The following is a 24,236-nucleotide window of genomic DNA, read 5'->3' as shown; positions in this document are numbered from 1 at the left end:
TGCAAAACGCGGCCGCAAGGCCGCGTTTTTTGTGGGCATGGCCCGCCGGGTACGTGGCGCGCGCTGGCAGAAGACGAGAAGCGCGCCCGACGTCCTGTTCAGCCGCGCGGAATCGTGCTTCGCGCGGTCTCGTCGTAAGGCCATAGCTCGGAATAATCCGGCGCCGCCGCCGTCAGCCGCCGCCCGTGGGCGGGCACCACGCGGTCGGCCTGCGGGCGGCTGACGATCTCGTTGATGGTCCGCGCGTTGAACACGATCAGCCGTGCCGCGGCGCCTTCTGCGATCTGCCCGTGGTTGCCGAATCCGGTGATGGCCGAGGGCATCGCGCCGACCAGCGAGGGCGCCTGCGCCAGCGGATGATCGACATGCAGGATACGCACCGCCTGCCGAAACGTATCGACCATGTCATGGTCGCCATAGGCGTAGAAACTGTCGCGGCAATTGTCGCCGGCGGCGGCGACGCGGATGCCGCGCGCCAGCATCTCGTGCACCACGGTGACGCCGCGCCAGCGCGGCGTGCGCCCGGGCTGGCGGCCCTGCAGATACATGTTCACCGTCGGCAGCGTGACGATCGCAATCTCCGCCGCCGCCAGCAGGTCGAGCGTGCGGTCGATCTCGCTGTCGTCCTGCAAGGCGAGGCTGCAGCAATGCCCGCACACCACGCGGCCCTTGTAACCGTGTCGCAGCGCCGCGCGGGCGATATGAGGCAGCGAGGCTGCCGTCCGGTCGCCGGTCTCGTCGACGTGCAGGTCGATGTCGAGGTCGTGCCGGATGGCCAGCGCGAACAGCCGGTCGAGCTGCGCCTCGATGTCGGCGCCCGGTGCGCCATGGCTGCCAACCGCCGGTCGCGTGACGCCGCCGATCAGCCCGCCGGATTCGCTGACAATCGCCGCAATCCGGTCGCCGAAGCCGTCCATCAGCGTTTCCAGCGGGCACAGCGACACCATCTGCAGGTCGACCCGGCCGGCCCACTCGCTCCGCATCTCGCGCAGCACCGTCCAGCTTCGCTCGGCGCTGTCGGGATAGGTGTCGAGATGGGTCCGGATCGCGGACACGCCATGCGCTTCTGCGCAGCGCAGCCCGAAGTCGATGCGGCGGCGCAAATCCGCCACCGTCCAGTTCGGCCGGTCGGCGGTGGCGCCGAGCCGCGCATTGTTGAAGGTGCCGTCGATGTTGGGGCTGCGTTCGACCGAATGGCCCTTGTCGAGATGCGTATGCATGTCGATCAGGGTCGGCCACACCTGCCGACCGCCGAGATCGACGCGGGCGCCATCCGTATCCGCCACACCGGCCGCAACGATGCGCGCGATCTTGCCGTCTTCGATCAGGAGATCGGCGCGCGCGACGCCTTCGGTATCGTAAAATCCAGGCAGGCTTCGATCGGCTAAAAGACACGCAGGCACGCGTGCAGAAGTAAGCCAATAGCGTGACTTATCGGGCCACGCGATGTCGGCGAACGGAACTGTCATAATGACGCAAAACCTTTGTACGTCTGCGGGAAATGCGGGCCTATGCCGCGCGCTGCCTGCAACGTAGCGAGGATGCGCCGTTCAGCCAAGCATGACGCCACAGACCTCGCCGTCGATGAAGCCCTCGCCCAGACCCGCTTCACCCATTTCGGCTATCTGGCCTGGCATTTAAATCTTCCTCAACGCCGGTAATGGCATGCTCGGCGCGCAAGCGTATGGGGAATGGCCGATGACGGCAGAAGTTCTGGCTCCGGTACCTAACGACACGGCGCTTCCCAAGCCGCTCGTCAATGTCTGCTTTCTGCTGGCGGTGCTGCATGCGGCGTTCTTCGCGGCGTTCTATGGCCGCGGCTGGATCTTCGACGACAGCCGCTTCAACCTGCCGACCGACTTCATCAACGTCTGGTCGGCCGGCAAGCTCGCGCTCGACGGCCATCCGGCGCAAGCGTGGGACTGGGCGATCCAGAAGCAGCTCCAGCTCGGCGTACTCGGGCAAGACTATCCCGGCAACTTCGCCTGGCACTATCCACCGCCGTTCCTGATGATTGCCGAACAGCTGGCGCGGCTGCCCTACCGGCTGGCGTTTGCCGGTTGGGCCGCGGTCAGCTTCCTGCCTTATCTCGTGGTGATGCGCGCCATCGTCGGGCGGCCGTTCGGGTGGCTGCTGGCGGCGGCCTTCCCGGTGGTGCTGACCAATACGCTGGTCGGGCAGAACGGCTTTCTCACCGCCTCGCTGATTGGCGGCGTGTTGCTGCTGCTGCCGAGCCGGCCGGTATGGGCCGGCATCTGCCTCGGGCTGTTGAGCTACAAGCCTCAATATGGCCTGCTGTTTCCGCTGGTGCTGATTGCCGCGATGCAGTGGCGGGTGTTCGTCGCGGCCGGCGTGACCACGGTGCTGCTGGCCGGCGTGTCGTGGCTCGCTTATGGCACCGAGAGCTGGCAAGCCTTCTTCCACTGGATGCCGATGTTCTCGCAGGCCTTCCTCACCGATGGCCTTGCGCCTTGGGGCAAGTTGCAGAGCATTTTTGCCCTGGTACGCTACTTCGGCGGCAGCGAGGCGCTCGGTTGGACGTTCCAGTGGATCATGAACGCGGCGGTTGCCGGGCTGCTGGTGGTGCTGTGGCGCAGCCGCGTGCGTTACGAATGGAAGGCCGCGGCGCTGGCCACCGGCACGCTGCTGGTGACGCCGTATCTGTTTCTGTACGACGTGATGGTGCTGGCGATCGCAGCCGGATTCATCGTCCGCGTCGGACTGGCCGAGGGGTTTGCGCGCTATGAACTGCCGGGGCTCGGCGTTGCGGCGGTACTGCTGATCGCGTTTCCCGCGGTCGGCGCGCCGACCGGCTTTTTCGCGACGCTGATCGTGGCGGCGCTGATCGCACGGCGTTGCGGATTATGGCAGGGCCGGGCGCTGGCGAGCCGTTTCGCGCCCGAAAGCTAACTCTACAGCCGATGTTCGATCGCCAGCCGCACCAGTTCGGCGGGGGTGCGCAGGCCGAGCTTGTGGCGCATCATCGAGGAGGTGTTGGCGATTGTCTTGTAGGAGGCGTGCACCAGCCAGGCGATTTCGGTGAGGCTCTTGCCGGCGGCAAGCAGGCGCAGGATCTCGATCTCGCGGGTGCTCAGCTTGCCGAGCCGGTCGTCGAGCCTGGCGAAGGCGATGCTGCGCGCGGTGGCCGGCGCCAGATAGACGCCGCCGCGGCCGACCTCGCGGATCGCATCGACCAGATCCTGTGGATCGCCGGATTTTGAAACATAGCCCTTCGCGCCGGCCCCGATCGCCCGCACCGCGAAGGCGGGATCGTCATTCATGCTGAACATGATGAGCTTCGCGTCGGCGTCGCGCGCCAGCAGCCGCCGCGCCAGCTCGAAGCCGGAGACGCCGGGCAGGTTGATATCGAGCACACAGATGTCGGGCGGCTGCGCGACGAAAGCGGCTTCGCCGGCGTCGGCATCGGCCGCCTCGACCACCTCGATGTCGCCATCGCCGGCCAGCAGCGCGCGGCAGCCGGAGGCGACGATCGGATGGTCATCGACAATCAGGATACGCATCGAACCCATTCGCGGATACATTCCGGTTGGCGTCATCTGCTCGCGCAAGTAGAACGTTGCTACACTTTGCTGTCAATGGATCTACATGTTGCAGAGCGGCGAAACCCGATGTGGAGCATTCTTTCGTTGCAAGCCCGGTTGACCTTGTTGCTGGCGCTGGTGCTGACAGCCGGGCTGCTGATCAATGTCGGCCGTCTCGTGCTGGAGGCAGCTCCGCGCGTAGCCGCGGAGGATCGCAGCGTGGTCCGGCTGGCGCACGAACTGATCGCGGTGCTGGTGGTCGATCTCGGAGATGCGCCGGATCCGGACGTGCGGCTGGCGCGGATCGTCGGCGATCTCGGCCGGCTGCGCCATGTCAGGATCACTCATGAAACGGAAGGCGGTAAGCCGGCTGTCGTCGCGCCGCGCCGCGACGCAGTAACGGCGCCGCCGTCATGGTTCGTGCGAATGGTGCATCCGGAACAGACGTCGGAGAGAGTGCCGGTGGTCGTGAACGGCCGCTCGCTCGGCGCGCTGCTGATCGCGTCCGATCCGGTCGATGAAATGGCGGAGATCTGGAACGGCATCGTGACGCAGATCGAACTCGGGCTGGCCATCGCTCTGGCGCTGTTCGCGATCACCGTGCTGGTGGTCCGCCGGGCGCTGGCGCCGTTGCGGCAGATCGCCGATGCGATGCGGACCATTGAAGGCGGCGACTACGCGATCCGGGTTACCCCCGCAGGCTCGCCCGAACTGGCCGATATCTGCGTGCGCGTGAATCATCTGGCAGCCGCACTCGGCGAGGCGGTCGAGGACAAGCGCCAGTTGGCCGAGCGGGTGGTATCGCTGCAGGACGAGGAGCGCCGCGAGATTGCAAGGGAGCCGCACGACGAATTCGGGCCGTTCCTGTTTGCGCTGCGCGCGCATGGCAGCGCGTTGCTGCGCATCGCGGGATCGGCCGCGCCGGATGTCGCGGCGATCCGCAGCCATGGCGAGGCGATGCTGGCGCAACTCATGCAGTTGCAGCAGCTCAATCGCCGCGTGCTGGAGCGGCTGCGTCCGGCGGGGTTGAGCGAATTGGGGTTGCGCGAGGCGCTGGGCGCGCTGCTGCGCTGGTGGCGCGAGGCACATCCCGATGTTGCCGTGGAGATGCACCTGGCGCCCATCCTCGGCGCGATCAACGACACCGTCGAACTGACGATCTACCGCGTGGTGCAGGAGGCACTGACCAACGTGTTCCGTCATGCCGGCGCCACCCGCGTTATTGTGACGATTTCGCCCGGCGTGGATGCGGTGTCGGTGCGGGTGCAGGACGATGGCGGCGGCCTCGGCGCCGACCACCGCCTCGGTTTCGGCCTCACCGGCATGCGCGAGCGCGTGCTGGCGCTGGGAGGCACGGTGAAGGTGATCTCGGCGGAGCAGGGCGTAGTGGTGCAGGCGATGATTCCGACGGAGCGTCGGTCCATGCGTAGCCTGGATGAAGTCGGCGACGCTTAGCGGCGGCGACGCAATCCGGGACTGCGTCATGTGATGGGCCGGCCCCGGATTGGCATCCGGCTACGTACAAACAGGCGGCCCGGCCGTCTCAAAACCGGGCCGCCAGTCTTCGCGGATGGGTCGTCGCGGCGCGTGGGTCGCCGCTACAGCCTCACCCGTATGCCGCCGTAGATCGCGAATGGCGACCCCGGCACTTCGGTGCGCTGGTCGGTCAGCGCGATGGGCAGGCCCGCCTTGGCCGTGCCATCGGGCCCGAAATAGGTGCCGAACAGTGAATATTGCTTGTTGAACAGGTTGTTGACGACGCCGAACAAAGTGACGTTGCGGCTCACCTCGAACGAAGTGTGCAGATTGACGACCGCATAGGACGGCAGCAGCGGGTTCTGGTTGCCGTCGTCCCCGACATAGAGCCGCTTCCCCACCGCGACGACGTCGCCGCCGAGCTTCCATTGCGGCGTGATCCAGTAATCGAGACCGGCCTTGAACTGGTGCTGCGGGATGCCGGGAATGCGGTTGCCGGAGGTGACGCGGACGTTGCCGCTGGCGTCGGCTAACGGATTGTTCGGCGAGGCGAGGTCGCCGTCGAAGCGATAGGTGGCGTCGATATAGCTGTAGCCGGCATAGGCCAGCCAGCGCTGCGACTTGTACTCCGCTCCAAGCTCGATGCCCTGGCGCCGCGTCTCCGGGACGTTCTGGTAATAGCCGCGGCCCTGGATGAACGAGGCCAGGCTGACGATATCGTTCTTGCTGTCGGTGCGGAACCAGCCCGCCTTCCATTCGAGACGGCCGTCGGCGAATGGCGACGTGCCGCGCAGGCCGGCTTCATAGGTGTGGCCGACGACCTGCTGCAGCGGTGGGTCGGATACCAGGAAGTTTTCCAGCAAGCAGGGCTTGGCCGGATTGGAGCAGCCGAGCTCGAGCGGCGTCGGCGCGCGGTTGGATTCTGAATATCCGCCATAGACGGTGATCCACGGCGCGATCTTGTAGGTCAGGCCGACCACCGGGTTGAAGCGCGAAAAGGAGTGATCGCCGTTGAGGTCGGGGCTGGTGCCGAGCACGTCGCGGATGCCGATCCTGGCGACGTTGTAGCGGCCGCCGGCGGTCGCGGCAAACTTGTCGGTAATATCGAAAGTGTCGGTGACGTAGAGGCCGTAATAGGTGTTGGTGGTGTCGATCGTCACCGGCGTGTAACCGACATTGCCGAGCGTATGTATGACCGAGCCGTTGCCTGGGATCGCCGGATTGACCGTGATCGCGAGGTCAGGATTGATGAAGCCGAGCGTCGAGGTCGCGGCAAAATTGGTCGCGCCGCGGTCGACGCTGCCGCCGACTACGAAGTGGTTGCCGTGGCCGAAAATCTTGTCGTCGTTGGTCGCCTGCAGCGAACCGCCATAGGTGTCGGACTTCGTATTGGTGCGATCGATCGTGCCATAGGGGACCGTTGCGCAGGTGTTGCCGGCGCCGGGCGGGCAGGGGATCGGCTGGTTCGCGGCATTGAGGATCGCGAACTGGTTTCGGAAGGCGAGTGCCGCCGCGCCGGTGAACGGCGCCGGGCGCGGAAAGCCGTCGTCCTCAAGGCACAGGCGGCCGGCGAACGACGAAGAATTGCTACAGCGTTCGACCTCAGCGGCGTTGCCATCGACGTGGTCCTGCCGAAAGAACCGGCCATACAGATTGCCCTGCAGCGACCATGTGTCGGTGACGGCGTACTTGCCGTTGACGCCGACCAGCGCCATCTTGTTATCGGTGGTCTGCGGCGTCGTGTAGATCTGATCGCGGCCGAGCGCTAGCAATTGCACCGGCGTCGCTGCCGCCACGCCGAACGAACTCGACGACACCGCGCCATAGAAATGTAGTTCGGCGCGGTCGTCGCGCCAGCCGATGTCGCCAAAGAAGCGCCCGAGCTTCGCCGGCGATTGTCGGCGCCAGCCGTCGTCGGTCAGGCCCTGGGCGGCGATGTAGACGCCCCAATTGCCCATCTCCGCGCCGTATTGCAACCCGCCCTGGCCGCGGCCGAACGAACCACCCTGGCCTTCGACCTCAAGGCCCTGATAGGTGAAACCGTTCTTGGTCTGCAGGCTGATCGCGCCGCCCAGCGCGTTGAGGCCGAACACCGGATTATTGGTGAAGATGTCGGCGCGCGCTATCGCATTGGTGGGGATCAGGTCCCAGTTCACGGTGTCGCCGAAGGATTCGTTGAGCCGGATGCCGTTCATGTAGACCGCGAGGCCCTGCGGCGTACCCTGCAGGGGCGAGGCGGCAAAGCCGCGGTAGCGGATCTCCTGCTGCGCACCGTTGCCGTTGGGGTCGGACAGCGACACGCCGGGCACGCGCTGGAACAGCGTGTCCGTGACATTCTGCGAAGTACTGCGCTGGAAATCCTCGGCGGTGACGGTCGAGGTCAGCGACGGAATCTTGTCGCGGTCGATGCCGGGTCCCTGGATCGGCGTGTTGGAGATCACCTGGATCTCGGGCAATTGCTCCTGCGCGGCGGCGGGCACGGCGATGAGCAGGGCTCCGGCGGACAGCAGGGCACGTCGCGCTAGTGATAAAAACCGAATGCCCATTGCTGCGCTCCCCGATTTTTTCCCATCGCGCTTGCCGCGCGTTGGATCAAATCCTGCGGGACGCGTTCTGCTTTCGCAATGGAAATACCGGTGCGGGGGGCGGGAATGTTTGGCGTGCCGATCGGGAAGAATTCCCGACCGCGCCTCGCCGCGGTTGTTGCAGCGCGAGGAAACGCGAGGTCAACAAATGGCGGACGGCGGCGGGGGTTCCTCGTGCGTTGCCTGTTGCTGGCTCATGTTTGATGTGGATCAAGCAAGGTGGCTGTGCATCGGCCTATATTTCAGGCAGGCGCCGGCCCTGAAGCCGGCAAATCCCCCATCTTCATATACGAGATCCCCCTCATGTCCGCCACAGGCCGCGACACGGGACACGTGCGCCGCCGGCGCATGGAAGTCTTTGCGTTCTTGTTTCTCACCGTGGTGCTGATGCCGGCGCTCGCGGTGGCTACCGTCGGCAGCTACGGGCTTTCGGTCTGGATCTACCAGATGATCTCCGGACCGCCCGGTCCGCCAGCCGCGCATTAGCGTCAACAACAAGGGAACAAGCCCGTGCGCAAGCAGCAGACCGATATCGATCGCCGCTCCCTGATAAGGGGACAACTTCTCAACCCGAACCGCGTCGTCACGCCGCCCGGTGGCGAAATCGCCAGCATCCTGGTACAGGCCCGGCCGGAAAATCTCGCCGCGGTCGAGGCGGCAATCCTCGCGCTGCCCGGCTGCGAGATTCACGGCCGAGACCCCAAGGGCAAGCTGGTGGTGGTCATCGACGTGCCGGACGCCGGCGCGATCGGATCGACCCTCAACACCATCACGGCGCTGCCCGACATCTACTCGGCCTCGCTGGTGTTTCACGCCATCGGCGCCGCCTGAGGCGTTGGAGAAGATATCATGACCACACCGAACCTCGACCGACGCCAGGTCCTGAAGCTGGAGGCCGCCGCGATGGCCGCGCTGGCCGGCGGCATGTCCGTGCCGGCGCTCGCCGCCAACCTCACCACGGTGCGCAGCGAAAGCGAGTTGAAATGGGACAAGGCGCCATGTCGTTTCTGCGGCACCGGCTGCAGCGTCATGGTGGCGACCAAGGAAAATCGCGTAGTCGCCACCCACGGCGATATCAAGTCGGAGGTCAATCGCGGCCTCAACTGCGTCAAGGGCTACTTCCTTTCCAAGGTCATGTACGGCCAGGACCGGCTGACGCATCCGATGCTGCGCAAGACGGCCGGCAAATATGACAAGAACGGCGAGTTCACGCCGGTGTCGTGGGATGAAGCCTTCGACGTCATGGCCGAGAAGTTCAAGGCGGCGCTGAAGAAGCGCGGCCCGAGCGGGGTCGGCATGTTCGGCTCCGGCCAGTGGACGGTGTGGGAGGGCTATGCCGCCGTCAAGCTGATGAAGGCCGGCTTCCGCACCAACAACATCGACCCCAACGCACGGCACTGCATGGCTTCCGCCGCTGTCGGCTTCATGCGGACCTTCGGCATCGACGAGCCGATGGGCTGCTACGACGATATCGAGGCCGCCGATGCCTTCGTGCTGTGGGGCTCCAACATGGCGGAGATGCACCCGATCCTGTGGACCCGCGTCGCCGATCGCCGGCTAAGCGCGCCGCATGTCAAGGTCGCGGTGCTGTCGACCTTCGAACATCGCTCGTTCGATCTCGCCGACATCGGCATGGTGTTCAAGCCGCACACCGACCTGTATCTGCTCAACGCGATCGCCAACTATATTGTCACGACGGGGCGCGTGAACAAGGACTTCGTCGATCGCCACACGTTGTTCAAGCGCGGCCAGACCGACATCGGCTACGGCCTGCGGCCCGAGCATCCGCTGGAGAAGAAGGCCACCGGCCGCGCCAAGGCGGGCGACGCCACCGACATGAGCTATGACGACTACGTCAAGTTCGTCTCCGACTTCACGCTGGAGAAGGCCGCCGAAATGACCGGCGTGCCGCTGACCCGGCTGCAGGCGATGGCCGAGCTCTATGCCGATCCCAAGGTCAAGGTGGTGTCGTTCTGGACCATGGGCTTCAACCAGCACACCCGCGGCGTCTGGTGCAATAATCTGATCTACAACATCCATCTGTTGACCGGAAAGATCTCCGAGCCCGGCAACAGCCCGTTCTCGCTGACCGGCCAGCCCTCGGCCTGCGGCACCGCGCGCGAGGTCGGCACCTTCTCGCACCGGCTGCCCGCCGACATGGTGGTGACCAACAAGGCGCATCGCGACAAGACCGAGCAGATCTGGAAGTTGCCGGAAGGCACCATTCCCGACAAGCCGGGCTATCACGCGGTGCTGCAGAACCGCATGCTGAAGGACGGTTTGCTCAACGCCTACTGGGTGCAGGTCAACAACAATCTGCAGGCCGGCGCCAATAGCAACGAGGAGACGTATCTCGGCTACCGCAATCCGGACAATTTCATCGTCGTCTCCGACGCCTATCCCTCGGTGACGGCGCTGGCTGCCGACCTGATCCTGCCGACAGCGATGTGGGTGGAGAAGGAGGGCGCCTATGGCAATGCCGAACGGCGTACGCATTTCTGGCACCAGCTGGTGTCGGCGCCGGGCGAGTCGAAATCCGATCTGTGGCAGCTGATGGAATTCTCCAAGCGCTTCAAGATCGAGGAAGTCTGGCCGGAGGAGCTGCTGGCTAAGAAGCCGGAATATCGCGGCAAGACCATGTTCGACGTGCTGTACAAAAACGGCCAGGTCGATGCGTTTCCGCTGTCCGATATCGAGGCCGGCTACCAGAACGACGAATCCAAGGCGTTCGGCTTCTACGTTCACAAGGGCCTGTTCGAGGAATATGCGAGCTTTGGCCGCGGCCACGGACATGATCTTGCGCCGTTCGACACCTATCACCAGGTGCGCGGGCTGCGCTGGCCGGTGGTCAATGGCCAGGAAACGCTCTGGCGCTTCCGCGAGGGGCGCGACCCTTACGTGAAGCAGGGCAAGGGCGTCGAGTTCTATGGCTTTCCTGACGGTCGCGCGCGCATCTTCGCGCTGCCCTACGAGCCGCCGGCGGAATCGCCCGACGCCGACTATCCGTTCTGGCTGTCGACCGGCCGCGTGCTCGAACATTGGCATTCCGGCACCATGACGCGCCGCGTGCCCGAACTCTACAAGGCGTTCCCCGAAGCCGTCTGCTTCATGCATCCCGACGACGCGCTGGCCGCCAAGCTGCGGCGCGGCGACGAGATCAAGGTGCAGTCGCGGCGTGGCTTCATCCGCACGCGGGTCGAGACGCGCGGCCGCAACAAGCCGCCACGCGGCGTCGTGTTCGTGCCGTGGTTCGACGAGGCGCAGTTGATCAACAAGGTGACGCTGGACGCCACCGATCCGATCTCGCTGCAGACCGACTACAAGAAATGCGCCGTTCGCATCGAGAAGGTGCAAAGCACATGATCGGAAAACCTGTCCTGCTGGCGCTGGCGATCCTGCTCGCCGCCGCCTCGACCTCGCTGGTCGCGCAAACCGTCAATTCCGGGCTGCGCGGCGCCACGCCGCTCGATCAGGAGGGCCCCGCGCCGCCATTGCTGCCGCTGCGAAACTCTGCGGAAAGGGAAGTGCGCGCCTATCCCGAACAGCCGCCGGTGATCCCGCATACCACCGAGGGCTACCAGATCGATCTCAATGGCAACAAGTGCCTGTCGTGCCACGCCCGTGCCCGCACCGGCGAGTCGCAGGCGCCGATGGTCAGCATCACCCACTTCATGGATCGCGACGGGCAGTTTCTGGCCTCGGTCTCGCCGCGCCGTTTCTTCTGTGCCGAATGCCACGTGCCGCAGAGCACCGCGAAGCCGCCGGTGGTCAATGAATTCCGCGACATCGATTCGCTGTTGAACCACGCCTCGCCCGGAGGCAAGCGATGACTGACATCGTACCGCCGCGCCGCTCCCGGCGGGCGCGGGCATGGGGCTTCATTGTCGAATTGTGGGACGTGCTGCGGCGACCTAGCTCGGTATTCGGGCTCGGCGTGCTGGTGCTCGCCGGCTTCATCGCCGGCGTGGTGTTCTGGGGCGGCTTCAATACCGCGCTGGAAATCACCAACACCGAGAAATTCTGCACCGGCTGCCACGAGATGCGCGACAACGTGTTCGCCGAACTGAAGCCGACGGTGCATTTTTCCAACCGATCTGGCGTGCGCGCGAGCTGTCCGGATTGCCACGTGCCGCATAACTGGACTGACAAGATCGCGCGCAAGATGCAGGCCTCCAAGGAAGTCTGGGCCAAATTGTTCGGTACCATCGACACGTCGGACAAGTTCAACGAACACCGGCTCGAACTGGCGCTGCACGAATGGGCGCGCTTCAAGGCCAATGACTCGCTGGAATGCCGCAACTGCCATAGCGCCGCCTCGATGGATATCACCAAGCAGTCGCCGCGCGCCTCGGTGGCGCATCAGCGCTTCCTGTTCACCGGCGAGAAGACCTGCATCGATTGCCACAAGGGCATTGCGCATCATCTGCCGGACATGAAGGGCGTTCCCGGCTGGCAGTAGGCCGGGGGCGATAAAGCGCCCGCGCATGGCCGCATGAGTCCGGGGCATCTTGACCGCGCCGCCGCCAGACCGCACCCATGCGGGCAAAGGCGGATCGACCATGCATACGGGAATCACCAAGGCTCCAGCCTACTGGTCAACGGCGGCGATCGTGCCGGGCATCGTCGCGATCGGCCCGATGCTGCCAGGCACGCTGGCGTTCGGCATGGCCTTTGGCGCACTGTGCGCCCAGAAGCATTTTTCGCTTGTAGAGGTCGAGGTGATGATGGCCACGGTCTATGGCGGGCTGTCGCAGTTTGTTGCGGTGCAGTCGTGGCCTGACCGGCTGACGCCGTCCTCGATCGCGACGCTGGCGCTGCTCACCTTCACCGTCAATGTCCGCTTCATGCTGATGAGCGCGACGCTGCGGCCGTGGTTCGGCACGTTGCCGGCATGGCAGGCCTATCCTTCAATGCTGCTGGTCACCGACGGCGGCTGGCTGGCCGCGATGCGCTACCGCGACCATGGCGGCGCCGATGCCGCCTTCTATGTCGGCGGCGGCATCGTGCTGTACTTCGTCTGGCTGTTCTCGGCGATCCCCGGTTTCCTGCTCGCGGAACAGCTCACCGATCCCCGCAAATACGGCGTCGACCTGGTAATGCCGGCGTTCTATGCGGCGATGCTGGTGCCGGCCTGGAAGGGGGCGCGGCGCGCGATCCCCTGGGCGGTGTCCGGCGTGGTCGCGCTGGCGGTGCATTATGTGCTGCCGGGCTGGTGGTTCATCATCGCCGGCGCCGTGTCGGGCGCTATTACCGCCGGGCTGATGGAGGAGCCGATGCCGCATCCTCACGCGGGGGCGGCCCCATGAGCGAGTTTTTGCGCAGCGACGTGATGATAGCGTTTGCCGTCATGACCGCGGTGACGGTGGCGTCCCGGCTCGGCGGCTACTGGCTGATGGGCTATGTCAACGTCACGCCGCGGGTGCGCCGCATGCTGGACGCGCTGCCGGGCTCGATCATCGTCGCCGCAGCACTCCCGGTGGCGGTCAATGGCGGGGCGGTGGTGATGTTCGCCATCCTCGCCGCGATGGCCGTGACCATCATCCGGCGCAACGATTTCATCGCCGTGATCACCGGTATGGCGGTGGCTGCGCTGGCGCGGGCGGCCGGCTTCGGCGGCTGACGAGGGCGTTGCGCGAAACGACTTGTCAAAATCTCTGAACTAGTGTTCAGTTCTTATCTGTGAGGGCCTGCAATCTCACGTAAAACCTTGAAGCCGTGCACCTTCTCGCCCGGGCCCTGTGGCCGGGCCGGGGGCGTCCGGGGGAAGAAACGCGCATGGTTTATCGGCGGACGACCCAGGTGGTGAAACGCTTGGCAGCGCGGCGCAGCGCCATTCTGGCGGCAGCGCGCGACACCTGCGCCGATGGCGGCATGGCCGCGGTGCAGATCGCCCCGGTGGCGATCCGCGCCAATGTCGCGGCCGGCACGGTGTATCGCTATTTTCCGTCCAAGGCCGACCTGATCTCCGAACTGATTGCCGACGTCTCGCGCGACGAACTCGCGGCGATCCGCCGTGCCGCCGATGCCGCACCGGGGCCATCTTCGGCGCTGGCCGCGGCGGTAACCACCGTCGCCGTGCATGTAGTGTCGCACCGCAAATTGTCGTGGGGGATTCTGGCCGAGCCGGTCGAGGTCGATGTCACCGAATCGCGCCTCGCCAGCCGCCGCGAGATCGCCGGCGAGATCGAACTGCGCATTGCCGCGGCGATCCGCGCCGGCCATCTGCCGGCGCAGGATACGGCGCTGGCCGCAGCCGCCTTGCTCGGTGCGTTGCATGAAGCCCTGGTCGGGCCGATGGCCCCGGACAATCTCGACGATCAGGCCAAATTGCGCGATGCGGTGCAGACCGTGACGCTGCTGGCGCTGCGCGCCGTCGGCGTGATGGACGCCCGCGCCAGAGGCCTGGTCGTGCAAGCCGTGCTGCCGACGCGCATGGCGGCAGGGGCTTAAGTACTTCTCAAATTCTAGGCGAAGTCAGAAGTGCTCCCTCCCCCCTTGCGGGGGAGGGTCGGGGAGGGGTGCCACAAGCGACGTCCCCTGTGGCTCCCCCTCTCCCGGCGCTTCGCGCCACCCTCCCCCACAAGGGGGGAGGGGACAGAACACGACGGCCGGCGTGTAGTTGTCGCGACTACTGCGCCTTTACCTTGCCGTCCTTGTCGTACTGCGCGAGGAATGCCCAGAGGTCGTTGATCTCAGTTTCCTTCTTGATGCCGGCGAACGCCATCTTGGTTCCGGGGATCTTGGCCTTGGGATCCTTGATGTATTCCTTGAACTGCGCCTCGTTCCAGGTGATGCCGGAATCCTTGTTGGCGGCCGAGTAGGAATAGCCCTCGACGGTGCCCGACTTGCGGCCGTCGAGGCCGTTCAGTTCCGGACCGACCTTGTTCTTGGCCCCTTCGCCGATCGCATGGCAGGCCAGGCACTTGTTGAAGGAAGACTTGCCGGCGGCGACGTCCTGCGCCAAAGCGGAGGAGGTTGCGGCGGCGGTCGCGGCGCCGATGATCAAAGCACGGAGGATGTTCTTCATGGATGGCTCTTCTGTCTGTTGGCTGTCCCGAGCGGCGCTTGTCGCATGCAGCCCGCATCGGGCACAAGGCCGATAATCACGGGAACCGGGGCCGATGCCGCCATGCTTTCGTGCGCTACCCAAAGCGCTCCAGACATGCTTTGATTCAGCACAATCAGGGCCGCCAGCGACACGGATGGCTCTCGCGGGAGTGACGACATGACGATAATGATGCCCGCGGCGGATCAGGCGGTGCTGGCGCGCCGCGAGACGATCGTTGCTGCACTGCGCAAGATTGTTCCGGGCGAGGGCGTGATCTCCAGCGCCGCCGAGATGCTGCCCTATGAGTCCGACGGGCTGATGGCCTATCGCCAGCCGCCGATGGTGGTGGTGCTGCCTGACACCACCGAGCAGGTTTCCAAAGTACTGCGCTACTGCTTCGACCATGGCATCAAGGTGGTGCCGCGCGGCTCCGGCACCTCATTGAGCGGCGGCGCGCTGCCGCTGGCCGACGCGGTGCTCCTTGGCCTAGGCAAGTTCAAGCGGATCCGCGAGATCGATCTCGACAACCGCGCGGTGATCACCGAACCCGGCGTCACCAACCTCGCGCTCAGCCAGGCCGTGGCGCATGCCGGTTTTTATTACGCGCCGGATCCGTCGTCGCAGATCGCCTGCTCGATCGGCGGCAATGTCGCGGAGAATTCCGGCGGCGTGCACTGCCTGAAATACGGCATGACCACCAATAATCTGCTCGGCTGCGAGATCGTGCTGATGAACGGCGAGATCATCAAGGTTGGCGGCAAGGCGGCGGAGCCGTCGGGCTATGATCTGCTCGGTATCATCACGGGCTCCGAAGGGCTGCTTGGCGTCATCACCGAAGTCACGGTTCGTATCCTGCAAAAGCCGGAGACGGCGCGCGCGCTGATGATCGGCTTTGCCGAAGTGGAGGAGGCGGGCCGGTGCGTCGCCGATATCATCACGGCCGGCATCATTCCTGGCGGCATGGAGATGATGGACCGGCCGGCGATCCACGCCGCCGAAGCCTTCGTCCATGCCGGCTATCCGCTCGATGTCGAGGCACTCCTGATCATAGAGTTGGACGGGCCGGGCGTCGAGGTCGATGAACTGATCACGCGCGTCGAGGCGATCGCGCTGGGCTGCGGCTCGACCACCTGCCAGATTTCGACTTCCGAGCAGCAGCGGCTGTTGTTCTGGTCCGGCCGCAAGGCGGCGTTTCCGGCGGTCGGCCGGATTTCGCCGGACTATCTGTGCATGGACGGCACTATCCCGCGCGCGGCATTGCCTCTGGTCTTGCGCCGCATGAAGGAGCTGTCCGTCAAATACGGCCTCGGCGTCGCCAACGTGTTTCACGCCGGCGACGGCAATCTGCATCCGTTGATATTGTATGATGCCAACAAGCCTGGCGAGTTGCAGCGCGCCGAGGATTTCGGTTCCGACATCTTGCGATTGTGCGTCGAGGTCGGCGGCGTGCTGACCGGCGAGCACGGCGTCGGCATCGAGAAGCGCGACCTGATGCCGGAGATGTTCAGCGAGATCGACCTCAACCAGCAGCAGCGCATCAAATGCGCGTTCGATGCGCAGGGGCTGCTGAATCCCGGCAAGGTGTTTCCGACGCTGCATCGCTGCGCCGAGCTCGGTCGCATGCATGTGCATGCCGGCCAGCTGGCGTTTCCGGAATTGCCGCGGTTTTGAGGATGTGTATTGTAGTGGAAAGCGGAGATGCGCCAGCCGCAGTGCTCCCTCCCCCCCGTGCGAAGCGAAGCTTCGCTAGGCGGGGGAGGGTCGGGGAGGGGGGTAGCCGCGGGCGACGGCGCCTGTGGCACCCCCACCCCGGCCTCCCCTCCCGACGATGCTATGCATCGCCGTCCGTTCGGCCGGCCGTCCCCGCAAGGGGGAGGGATGCTATCGGCATTTCGCTTTCAACTAATAAGAAGATCACACCGTGGACATTCTGAAAGTACGCGACGCCCAGGACGTCGAGACCGCGGTGCGCGCGGCGATTGCCGGCGAGCAGCCGCTGGAGATTGTCGGCCATGGCAGCAAGCGCGGCATCGGGCGGCCCGTCGCTACCAATGCGCGACTCGATCTCTCTGCGCTCAACGCCATCACCGCCTATGAGCCCAACGAACTGATTCTCACCGTGCAGGCCGGCGCGCCGATGGCCGATGTGCTGTCGCTGATCGACAGTAAGAACCAGCAATTGTCGTTCGAGCCGATGAACACTTCAAGACTGCTCGGCACGGCGGATGTCGGCACAATCGGCGGCATGATCGCGGCCGGGCTTGCCGGGCCGCGGCGGATCCAGGCCGGCGGCGCGCGCGACCATTTGCTCGGCGCGCATGCGGTGTCCGGCTTCGGCGACAGCTTCAAGGCCGGCGGCAAGGTGGTGAAGAACGTCACCGGCTACGATCTGTGCAAGCTGCTGGCGGGCTCGTGGGGCACGCTGGCGGTCATGACCGAGGTCACGCTGAAAGTGATGCCGTCGGCGGAAAGCGAACGCACGCTCGTGCTGCGCGGGCTCGACGACCTCCAAGGCAACCGGGCGATGACCGCCGCGCTGGGCTCGCCGTTCGACGTGTCCGGCGCGGCGCATCTGCCCGGTTCGGTGCTGCGCACCACGCCAGCACCACTCGGCGAACTGGCCGCTCCCGACCAGTCGGTCACGCTGCTGCGGCTCGAGGGCATCACAGTATCGGCGAAACATCGCGCCGCCTCGCTGGCCGAGGCATTGTCGGCCTATGGCACGGCGGAGATCGTCGAGGACACAGCGTCGGCGGCGCTGTGGGCCGGCATTCGCGATGCCGTGCCGTTCGCTGCCGACGGGCCGCGGGCGATGTGGCCGGTGTGGCGGATCGTCTGTCCGCCGGCCGCGGGCGGCCAGCTCGGTCAGGCGATCGCCCGGGCGTCACAGGGCGAGGTGTTCTACGACTGGGGCGGCGGGCTGATCTGGGCCGCGCTGCCGCCCTCGGACGACGCGCAGGCCGTGCCCTTGCGCAAGCTCGTCGATGCCGCGGGCGGCCACGCGACGCTTATCCGCGCCGCGGAAGCGGTGCGTCTCGCTGTCGATGTGTTTCACCCGCAGGCCGCCGGCCTCGCGGCGCTGGGCGAGCGGGTGCGGAACAGTTTCGATCCCAGAACGATTCTCAATCGCGGCCGGATGTCGCGCGGACCTCTTGCATGAAAACCGACTTCACGCTCACGCAACTTGCCAATCCCGATCTTGCCGAAGCCGACAAGATCCTGCGCGCCTGCGTACATTGCGGCTTTTGCACCGCGACGTGCCCGACCTATGTGTTGCTCGGCGACGAGTTGGACAGCCCGCGCGGTCGCATCTACCTGATCAAGGAGATGCTGGAGAAGGACAAACCGCCGACCAGAGAGGTGGTCAAGCATATCGATCGCTGCCTGTCCTGCCTGTCCTGCATGACGACGTGCCCGTCCGGCGTGAACTACATGCATCTGGTCGATCAGGCGCGGGTCCGGATCGAACGGGATTACACGCGGCCATTCACGGAACGCGCACTGCGATCCGTGATGGCCATGATCCTGCCGCGGCCAAAACTGTTTCGGGCCAGCATGGTGATGGCGCGGCTCGCCCGGCCGCTGGCGGCGCTGCTGCCCTCGACGCACAACCAGGCCAATCCGAACCTGCTGAGCCGGCTGCGGGCGATCCTGCAGATCGCGCCGTCATCGCTGCCGGCGCCGGTCCTGCAGGGCGGCAACGTCTATCCCGCCATGGGCACGCGCCGCGGGCGCGTGGCGTTGCTGCAGGGCTGCGCCCAGCAGGTGCTGGCGCCGCGCATCAACCAGGCCGCCATCCGCCTGCTGACGCGGCACGGCATCGAGGTGGTGCTGGTGCGGGACGAGCAATGCTGCGGGGCGCTGACCCATCATCTCGGGCGCGACGACGCGGCGCTGGCGATGGCGCGGGCCAATATCGGTGTCTGGCTGGGCGAGGCCGATCGCGGCGGGCTGGATGCGATCCTCGTGACGGCGTCGGGCTGTGGAACGGTGATCAAGGACTACGGATATCTGCTGCGTGAGGACCCCGAATTCGCCGGTCCCGCAGCCAAGGTGTCGGCCCTCGCCAAGGATATCAGCGAATATGTCAGCGAGATGAACCTCCCTGCGCCGCAGACCCGCAGTGATCTCGTCGTGGCCTATCATTCGGCGTGCTCGCTGCAGCACGGGCAGAAAATCACGCAGGCTCCCAAAGAATTGCTTTCCAAGAGCGGATTCGTGGTGAAAGATATACCGGAAGGCCATTTATGTTGCGGGTCGGCGGGCACGTACAACATTCTCCAGCCTGACATCGCGAGCCGATTGCGTGACCGCAAGGTGGCCAACATCGCGATGCTCAAGCCCGACCTGATCGCCGCCGGCAACATCGGCTGCATGGTTCAGATCGCCGGCGGCACCGGCGTGCCGGTCGTGCACACGATCGAGCTGCTGGATTGGGCGACTGGCGGTCCAAGACCAGGTTTGATAGGGCCCGGATTGAACTGAGCGAACGCGGTCGCGCGCCGGCACACGACGAGACGCTGGATCGCTCCCGGTCGGCGCCCCAACAGGAGGACCACATGGCGAAAGACAAGAAATCCAAAAAGGACAAGAAGGACAAGAAAAACAAGAAGAAGCTTCTGCTAGCGGCAAAGGCCGCGAAGAAGGCCTCCAAGAAGCCCGCAAAGAAGGCGCCGAAGAAGGCCGCCGAAAAGTCCGCCAAGAAAGCTGCCAAGAAGGCCGTGAAGAAAGCGCCGAAGAAGGCTGCTAAGAAGGCCACCCCCAAAGCTGCCAAGAAGACGGCGAAGAAAGCGGTGAAGAAGACGGCGAAGAAGGCCCCGGCCAAGAAGGCAGCCAAGGCGGCCCCGAAGAAATCTGCGCCCAAGAAATCTGCGCCCAAGAAATCTGGAGCGAAAAAGGCTGCGCCGAAGAAGGTCGCGGTAAAAAAGGCGGCTCCCAAGACATCTGCCAAGACATCTGCCAAGGCATCTCCCAAGACATCTCCCAAGACAGCGGTGAAGAAGCCCCGCGCCAAGAAGGCGGTGTCGCCGTCGATCAGCGTGCCGGACGAGTTGATGACCAGCACGGCGCCGATTGCGCCGGCCGAGCCGTTGCCGCCGGTGTCGCTGCCGCCGAAGCCGCCCAAGAAGGCCCGCGCCCCGCGCAAGCCGAAGCCGGAACCAGTCGCGCTGACCGCCCCGGAATTGCCGTCCGAACAAGCCGACGCGCCGGACTGGTCCGCGCCCGAGCCCGATCCCACCCCCGTAGAAGGCCATTCCAGCGGCGATACCACGCCGATCGAATCGTCGGACGATGCGGCGGATCTGGTTGATCGCAACGACACCAAGTAGATCGCCCGTCAGAACGTGTTGACGAACCGAAGGCCGCAACGTGTCCGTTGCGGCCTTCTATATTTCGGGGATTACGGGCGCAGCCGATGCTCGGCGGGGGAGGGCAGCCGTACCGCCGGTGGGACCGGCGAACGATTCGCCTTATGGCGTCCAGGCTTTCTTCGCCAGGGTACTCCTGACCGCGACGGTGCCTCGGCCCCCCTGGGTTTAGTCTTCCGATATTTCCCTATTGCGGTATTCTCTTTAAGGCATCTCGGAATTTGTGACGATTAAGCAACACCCCTGAACAACCTCTTACGGAATCGTCAGAACGCCCAATAAGGCGGCAAATGCTCGTTTTTTTAACTTCTCCATCGACGCAATGCGCCCCAGAGTTGCGTCAGGTTCAGGAGTTCGCAGTGCCGCGTCTTTCAGACACGAAACTGCTTTGGTTCAAATGGGGAATGTCATGAAGAAAGTAATCGTTTCGGTTGCAGCGCTGCTGGCCGTGGGTGTGAACTCCGCCTCGGCCGCCGATATGGCCGCCAAGATGTACAAGAAGGCGCCGCCGATCGTGGCCTATGATCCCTGGGACATCGCCTTCGGCGCTGCGGTCATGAGCAACTACGTGTTCCGCGGCATCACCCAGTCGAATGGCAACAAGGGCTCGGTCGCAGCCTACTTCGAGCCGCGCTACAACATCACGAAGGACGTCCAGCTGTACGCCGGTGTCTCCGGCGAGAGCATCTCTTTCCCGAACCGCGCCTCGATGGAGCTCGACGGCTACTTCGGTATCCGCCCGACCTGGGGAGCCGCGGCGTTCGACTTCGGCTTCTTCTACTACGGCTACCCGGGCGGCCAGTGCTTCAACACCCCGGCGTTCTGCGGCGGCGATGTGACCGCGGTCGCGCTGCCGAACGGCAGCGTCGCCAAGAAGAACGCTAGCTTCTATGAAGGCTATGCCAAGGTTAACTACACCTTCAACGACAACTTCTCGCTCGGCGGCAATGCCTTCTACTCGCCGAACTTCCTGAACACGGGTGCCGAGGGCACCTATGCGTCGGTGGTCGGTAAGGTGATCGCGCCGTCGACCTGGTTCGGCACCTCGGGCATCGGCTCCTACGTTTCGGGCGAGTTCGGTCGCCAGTGGCTCGGCACTTCGGACGCCTTCTACGGCACCGTTGCGTTCCCGCGCGGTATCAAGTACGCCGACTACAACACTTGGAACATCGGCATCGGCTTCACGTACAAGGTCTTCACGCTGGACCTGCGCTACTCCGACACCAACCTGTCGAAGGGTGACTGCAACGCCTTCACGTCGGACTTCTCGGCTCCTGCCGCCGGCACCAACTTCACCCCGATCAATCCGTCGGGCGCTGGCTCGAGCTGGTGCGGTGCTACCGGCATCGTCAAGCTGTCGGCTGACCTGACCGCGATGACCAACCTCAAGTAAGCATTTCGCGCATCATAAAGGGGCGGCAGAGCGATCTGCCGCCCCTTTATCGTTGCGGCGCAGGCTGCGGCGCAGAATGTCGTGATGGATTTTCGGTGATCTTGCATGAGATGGGACTGGCGCGCCGCCGCCACGGCGATCCGCCGCAACAACCACCGCAACGCGCTGGCCGGCACGGTTGCCGGCCTCGGCGCCGCGATCGCCATCGGGGGCATGGAAGCCTTCTCGACCGCCGCTCACACGCCGCTGGTGATCATTCCTTTTGCCACTTCCATCGTGCTGGTGATCGGATCGCCGGAAGCCGAGCCGGCGCAGCCGCGGGCGCTGATCGGCGGCCATATGATCTCCGCGCTGGTGGGGCTCGTCGTGCTGCAGGCGACCGGGCCGCACGCCTGGGCAGCCGCGATGGCGGTCGGGCTGGCCGTGCTGGCGATGTACCTCTCCGGCACGTTTCATCCGCCGGCGGGAATCAATCCGCTGCTGGTCGTGTCTTACGCGCTGCCGTGGTCATACCTGATCGTGCCGGTGCTGCTCGGAGCGCTGTTGCTGACGGTCTTCGCGCTGGTCTGGCACCGCTGGGTGGCGCAACGATCATGGCCGCGGGAGTGGATGTAGTGTCTCAATAGTGGAGCTTGCTGTTAGTTGGCTCTCCATGTCGTCCCGGGCAAGCTCGCAACGCGAGCGCCGATCCCGGGACCCATAGACTCTGTCCCATCGTCTGCAAGCTGTGGCGGTTGCGGTGCGCAAGCCACGAGCTCGGAGGGTATGGGTCCCGGCGCGGCGTTCGCTGCGTTCACTGGGCCGGGATGACATCGGGTTTCTCACAGCGGCTTCGCCACGCCCTCCGCCAGCGTGTAGCCCGCCGCCGCCTTGCTGAGCGTGACGTTGCGCTGGTGGAACGCCTGCAGCGTGCTGCGGTGCCCGATCGAGATCAGCGTGGTGGCCGGCAGTCTTTCCGCGATCAACTGATATAGTTTCGCTTCCGACGGCTCGTCGAGCGAGGCGGTGGCCTCATCGAGGAACAGATATTGCGGCGCGTGCAGCAGCGCCCGCGCGACGCCGAGCCGTTGCTGCTCGCCGAGTGACAACATTCGGTTCCAGTGCGCTTCCTCGTCCAGCCGCGATACCAGCGCCGGCAGGCCGACCGCCGTGATGGCGTCGGCGATTCGCTCCGGCGTGAATGCGCTGGTCTCGGCCGGGTAGGCGATGGCGTCCTGCAAGGTGCCGACCGGAAAATACGGCCGCTGCGGCAGCATCATCAGCGTCGCCTGCGCCGGGATCGCGATGCGGCCGCGGCCGAACGGCCAGATCCCGGCGATGGCGCGGAACAGCGTCGACTTGCCGGCGCCCGATGGCCCGGTGAACAGCGTGCTTTCGCCGCTGCGGAACTGGAAACCGTCAGCTGCTATCAGCGGCGCGCCGTTCGGCAGGTTGATTGCGAGCTCGTTGAGGTCGATCGCCCCGTTGTCGGCCGGCGCGACGTGAACGATATCGGCGGTGCTGTTCAGCGCTTCGGCGCCGGTGATGGCCTGCTCGAAGCCGTCCAGACGGGCCACGCCGGCCTGCCATTCCGCCAGCGTGCGGTAGGCGGTGATGAAGAACGACAGCGCATCCTGCACGCTGCCGAAGGCCGAGGCCGTCTGCATCATGCCGCCGAGTTCCATCTTGCGTGCGAAGTAGGCCGGCGCCACCATGATGTAGGGAAAGATCACGGCAGCCTGCGCGTAGCTCGCCGTGAAGGCGGTGAGCTTCTTGGTGCGGCTCATGATAGCCAGCCAGTTTCCGGCGACGCGCGAAAAGCGCGTCGACAGCCTGAGGCGCTCGACGTTCTCGCCGTGCAGCAGCGCGATCTGTTCGGCGTTCTCACGGGCCCGCACCAGGTTGAAGCGGAAATCCGCTTCATACTGCTGCTGCTTGAAGTTCAGCCCCATCAGCGGCGCGCCGATCAGATGTGTCAGCACGGTGCCGATCACCGCATAGATCAGCGCGGCCCACACCAGATAGCCGGGGATCGCGATGTCCTGCCCGAACAGATGCAACGGGGCGGCATCCGACAGGCCCCACAGGATGACGACGAAAGACGCCAGCGTCACCACGGAACTCAGCAGCCCGACGCCGAGCGACAACGTACGATCCACGAACAATTGGGTGTCTTCGGCGATGCGCTGGTCGGGGTTATCGGCGGCGTCGCCCTGCAACTGCATGCGATAGTGATTGCCATGCGCCAGCCAGCCGCCGAGATAGCGCTCGGTGAGCCAGCGCCGCCAGCGAATCTGCAGCCACTGATTCAGATAGAGCTGGTACACTTTCAGCGCGATCCAGATTGCGGCGAGCACCGAGAAGTAGCCGAGCTGATAGGTGAAGACGTCGAGGTTGCGCTCCTGCAGCGCATTGTAGAACACGTTGTTCCAGCGGTTGAACAAGACGTTGAGCCCGACCACCATCAGCTCGATGGCAATCACCGCGGCGAGCAGGCCGCGCGCCATCCATTTGTCCTCGGAGCGAAAATAGGGAACCGCGATCCGCCAGACGGTCGCGAGCGTGGAGCGCATGTTGTTCACAGGAAAGTCTCCGAGGGAGGGCCACAAGTCCCGGATAGAGCAGGGATTTTCGATGTGTAGACTAAAGTTGCTGATTCGATGGCGTGCGGCGTCTTGTCGCGAATTGGCGATCAACCTAGCATGGTTTCAACGGTGAGGGGCGGGGGCCTTTCCCGACTGACCTGACGATGAGCTGCAACAGGCAGCTCATCTCGATCGGCATCGGCACGCCACTCCCGCCAAAGCATTAACAGGTCCTGATCCACCACGCGGGTCCGGGCGA

The 24,236-nt window shown here is 65.0% G+C and carries 21 protein-coding genes; 16 read left to right on the top strand and 5 right to left on the bottom strand.

Going from position 1 to position 24,236, the window contains the following annotated elements:
- Positions 1 to 98: 98 nt before the first annotated feature.
- A complete protein-coding gene (locus tag FNL56_RS22660; protein ID WP_143582390.1) occupies positions 99 to 1,469 on the bottom strand; it encodes a cytosine deaminase in 1,371 nt (456 codons plus the stop codon).
- 229 nt (positions 1,470 to 1,698) lie between these two features.
- On the opposite strand from FNL56_RS22660, the gene FNL56_RS22655 reads away from it, so the two are divergent.
- A complete protein-coding gene (locus FNL56_RS22655) occupies positions 1,699 to 2,910 on the top strand; it encodes a glycosyltransferase family 87 protein (RefSeq protein ID WP_143575108.1) in 1,212 nt (403 codons plus the stop codon).
- Between the two features lie 2 nt (positions 2,911 to 2,912).
- Here FNL56_RS22655 and FNL56_RS22650 read toward each other — a convergent pair whose 3' ends face one another.
- Positions 2,913 to 3,521, bottom strand: a complete 609-nt coding sequence (locus tag FNL56_RS22650; RefSeq protein ID WP_143582389.1) for a response regulator transcription factor — start codon at positions 3,519 to 3,521, stop codon at positions 2,913 to 2,915.
- 108 nt (positions 3,522 to 3,629) lie between these two features.
- On the opposite strand from FNL56_RS22650, the gene FNL56_RS22645 reads away from it, so the two are divergent.
- Positions 3,630 to 4,997, top strand: a complete 1,368-nt coding sequence (locus tag FNL56_RS22645; RefSeq protein ID WP_143582388.1) for an ATP-binding protein — start codon at positions 3,630 to 3,632, stop codon at positions 4,995 to 4,997.
- A 143-nt stretch (positions 4,998 to 5,140) separates the two neighbouring features.
- Here FNL56_RS22645 and FNL56_RS22640 read toward each other — a convergent pair whose 3' ends face one another.
- On the bottom strand, positions 5,141 to 7,564 hold the full coding sequence (locus FNL56_RS22640; protein WP_143579197.1) for a TonB-dependent receptor: 2,424 nt from the start codon (positions 7,562 to 7,564) through the stop codon (positions 5,141 to 5,143).
- Between the two features lie 342 nt (positions 7,565 to 7,906).
- Between FNL56_RS22640 and napE the strand changes: the two genes are divergently transcribed.
- From napE to FNL56_RS22600, 8 genes are all read left to right on the top strand, one after another.
- Positions 7,907 to 8,089, top strand: a complete 183-nt coding sequence (napE, locus tag FNL56_RS22635; RefSeq protein WP_143575104.1) for a periplasmic nitrate reductase, NapE protein — start codon at positions 7,907 to 7,909, stop codon at positions 8,087 to 8,089.
- Positions 8,090 to 8,113: 24 nt separating this feature from the next.
- Positions 8,114 to 8,434: a chaperone NapD gene (locus FNL56_RS22630; protein WP_143575103.1), complete on the top strand. Its 321-nt coding sequence runs from the start codon at positions 8,114 to 8,116 to the stop codon at positions 8,432 to 8,434.
- Between the two features lie 18 nt (positions 8,435 to 8,452).
- The gene (gene napA, locus FNL56_RS22625; RefSeq protein WP_143575102.1) at positions 8,453 to 10,966 is read left to right on the top strand and encodes a nitrate reductase catalytic subunit NapA; all 2,514 of its coding nucleotides are present in this window, start codon (positions 8,453 to 8,455) and stop codon (positions 10,964 to 10,966) included.
- Complete coding sequence (locus FNL56_RS22620; RefSeq protein WP_441351247.1) at positions 10,930 to 11,433, top strand: nitrate reductase cytochrome c-type subunit; 504 nt, start codon at positions 10,930 to 10,932, stop codon at positions 11,431 to 11,433. Before napA ends, FNL56_RS22620 begins: the two co-directional genes overlap by 37 nt.
- The gene (locus FNL56_RS22615) at positions 11,430 to 12,062 is read left to right on the top strand and encodes a NapC/NirT family cytochrome c (protein WP_143575100.1); all 633 of its coding nucleotides are present in this window, start codon (positions 11,430 to 11,432) and stop codon (positions 12,060 to 12,062) included. The genes FNL56_RS22620 and FNL56_RS22615 overlap by 4 nt, the downstream gene beginning before the upstream one ends.
- 100 nt (positions 12,063 to 12,162) lie before the next feature.
- Positions 12,163 to 12,909 carry an AzlC family ABC transporter permease gene (locus tag FNL56_RS22610; protein ID WP_143575099.1) on the top strand — a complete coding sequence of 249 codons (747 nt, stop codon included), beginning with the start codon at positions 12,163 to 12,165 and terminating at the stop codon, positions 12,907 to 12,909.
- The gene (locus tag FNL56_RS22605) at positions 12,906 to 13,223 is read left to right on the top strand and encodes an AzlD family protein (RefSeq protein WP_143575098.1); all 318 of its coding nucleotides are present in this window, start codon (positions 12,906 to 12,908) and stop codon (positions 13,221 to 13,223) included. The genes FNL56_RS22610 and FNL56_RS22605 overlap by 4 nt, the downstream gene beginning before the upstream one ends.
- Before the next feature lie 155 nt (positions 13,224 to 13,378).
- Entirely contained in the window at positions 13,379 to 14,053 is a 675-nt protein-coding gene (locus FNL56_RS22600) for a TetR/AcrR family transcriptional regulator (RefSeq protein ID WP_143575097.1), read from the top strand.
- A 178-nt stretch (positions 14,054 to 14,231) separates the two neighbouring features.
- Here the strand turns inward: FNL56_RS22600 and cycA are convergent, their stop codons facing one another.
- Positions 14,232 to 14,630: a cytochrome c-550 CycA gene (cycA, locus tag FNL56_RS22595; RefSeq protein WP_143578300.1), complete on the bottom strand. Its 399-nt coding sequence runs from the start codon at positions 14,628 to 14,630 to the stop codon at positions 14,232 to 14,234.
- 198 nt (positions 14,631 to 14,828) lie between these two features.
- On the opposite strand from cycA, the gene FNL56_RS22590 reads away from it, so the two are divergent.
- From FNL56_RS22590 to FNL56_RS22560, 6 genes are all read left to right on the top strand, one after another.
- Positions 14,829 to 16,322, top strand: coding sequence for an FAD-linked oxidase C-terminal domain-containing protein (locus FNL56_RS22590; protein ID WP_143575095.1), 1,494 nt, complete (start codon positions 14,829 to 14,831; stop codon positions 16,320 to 16,322).
- Positions 16,323 to 16,572: 250 nt separating this feature from the next.
- Positions 16,573 to 17,811, top strand: coding sequence for an FAD-binding protein (locus FNL56_RS22585; RefSeq protein WP_143578298.1), 1,239 nt, complete (start codon positions 16,573 to 16,575; stop codon positions 17,809 to 17,811).
- Positions 17,808 to 19,136: a glycolate oxidase subunit GlcF gene (glcF, locus tag FNL56_RS22580; RefSeq protein WP_143575093.1), complete on the top strand. Its 1,329-nt coding sequence runs from the start codon at positions 17,808 to 17,810 to the stop codon at positions 19,134 to 19,136. Before FNL56_RS22585 ends, glcF begins: the two co-directional genes overlap by 4 nt.
- Before the next feature lie 74 nt (positions 19,137 to 19,210).
- Positions 19,211 to 19,981, top strand: a complete 771-nt coding sequence (locus FNL56_RS28070) for a hypothetical protein (protein ID WP_210245431.1) — start codon at positions 19,211 to 19,213, stop codon at positions 19,979 to 19,981.
- Positions 19,982 to 20,429: 448 nt separating this feature from the next.
- On the top strand, positions 20,430 to 21,413 hold the full coding sequence (locus tag FNL56_RS22565) for a TorF family putative porin (protein ID WP_143575091.1): 984 nt from the start codon (positions 20,430 to 20,432) through the stop codon (positions 21,411 to 21,413).
- Positions 21,414 to 21,518: 105 nt separating this feature from the next.
- Complete coding sequence (locus FNL56_RS22560) at positions 21,519 to 22,028, top strand: HPP family protein (protein ID WP_143575090.1); 510 nt, start codon at positions 21,519 to 21,521, stop codon at positions 22,026 to 22,028.
- 206 nt (positions 22,029 to 22,234) lie between these two features.
- Here FNL56_RS22560 and FNL56_RS22555 read toward each other — a convergent pair whose 3' ends face one another.
- On the bottom strand, positions 22,235 to 23,974 hold the full coding sequence (locus FNL56_RS22555; RefSeq protein ID WP_143575089.1) for an ABC transporter ATP-binding protein/permease: 1,740 nt from the start codon (positions 23,972 to 23,974) through the stop codon (positions 22,235 to 22,237).
- Between the last annotated feature and the right edge of the window lie 262 nt (positions 23,975 to 24,236).

The sequence above is a fragment of the Tardiphaga sp. vice304 genome, from assembly GCF_007018905.1.
Lineage (GTDB): Bacteria > Pseudomonadota > Alphaproteobacteria > Rhizobiales > Xanthobacteraceae > Tardiphaga.
The sequence above is the reverse complement of the archived record's forward strand: the minus strand, read 5'-3'. Positions and strand labels throughout refer to the sequence as shown.

What these genes read in the sequence shown, in the direction of transcription:
- FNL56_RS22615 (WP_143575100.1), top strand. Translation starts at nt 11,430, where the DNA reads ATGACTGACATCGTACCGCCGCGCCGCTCCCGGCGGGCGCGGGCATGG.
- FNL56_RS22565 (WP_143575091.1), top strand. Translation starts at nt 20,430, where the DNA reads ATGAAGAAAGTAATCGTTTCGGTTGCAGCGCTGCTGGCCGTGGGTGTG.
- FNL56_RS22660 (WP_143582390.1), bottom strand. Translation starts at nt 1,469, where the DNA reads ATGACAGTTCCGTTCGCCGACATCGCGTGGCCCGATAAGTCACGCTAT.
- FNL56_RS22655 (WP_143575108.1), top strand. Translation starts at nt 1,699, where the DNA reads ATGACGGCAGAAGTTCTGGCTCCGGTACCTAACGACACGGCGCTTCCC.
- napE (WP_143575104.1), top strand. Translation starts at nt 7,907, where the DNA reads ATGTCCGCCACAGGCCGCGACACGGGACACGTGCGCCGCCGGCGCATG.
- FNL56_RS22640 (WP_143579197.1), bottom strand. Translation starts at nt 7,564, where the DNA reads ATGGGCATTCGGTTTTTATCACTAGCGCGACGTGCCCTGCTGTCCGCC.
- FNL56_RS22600 (WP_143575097.1), top strand. Translation starts at nt 13,379, where the DNA reads ATGGTTTATCGGCGGACGACCCAGGTGGTGAAACGCTTGGCAGCGCGG.
- FNL56_RS22645 (WP_143582388.1), top strand. Translation starts at nt 3,630, where the DNA reads ATGTGGAGCATTCTTTCGTTGCAAGCCCGGTTGACCTTGTTGCTGGCG.
- FNL56_RS28070 (WP_210245431.1), top strand. Translation starts at nt 19,211, where the DNA reads ATGGCGAAAGACAAGAAATCCAAAAAGGACAAGAAGGACAAGAAAAAC.
- FNL56_RS22590 (WP_143575095.1), top strand. Translation starts at nt 14,829, where the DNA reads ATGACGATAATGATGCCCGCGGCGGATCAGGCGGTGCTGGCGCGCCGC.
- glcF (WP_143575093.1), top strand. Translation starts at nt 17,808, where the DNA reads ATGAAAACCGACTTCACGCTCACGCAACTTGCCAATCCCGATCTTGCC.
- FNL56_RS22605 (WP_143575098.1), top strand. Translation starts at nt 12,906, where the DNA reads ATGAGCGAGTTTTTGCGCAGCGACGTGATGATAGCGTTTGCCGTCATG.
- cycA (WP_143578300.1), bottom strand. Translation starts at nt 14,630, where the DNA reads ATGAAGAACATCCTCCGTGCTTTGATCATCGGCGCCGCGACCGCCGCC.
- napA (WP_143575102.1), top strand. Translation starts at nt 8,453, where the DNA reads ATGACCACACCGAACCTCGACCGACGCCAGGTCCTGAAGCTGGAGGCC.
- FNL56_RS22560 (WP_143575090.1), top strand. Translation starts at nt 21,519, where the DNA reads ATGAGATGGGACTGGCGCGCCGCCGCCACGGCGATCCGCCGCAACAAC.
- FNL56_RS22650 (WP_143582389.1), bottom strand. Translation starts at nt 3,521, where the DNA reads ATGCGTATCCTGATTGTCGATGACCATCCGATCGTCGCCTCCGGCTGC.
- FNL56_RS22610 (WP_143575099.1), top strand. Translation starts at nt 12,163, where the DNA reads ATGCATACGGGAATCACCAAGGCTCCAGCCTACTGGTCAACGGCGGCG.
- FNL56_RS22620 (WP_441351247.1), top strand. Translation starts at nt 10,930, where the DNA reads ATGCGCCGTTCGCATCGAGAAGGTGCAAAGCACATGATCGGAAAACCT.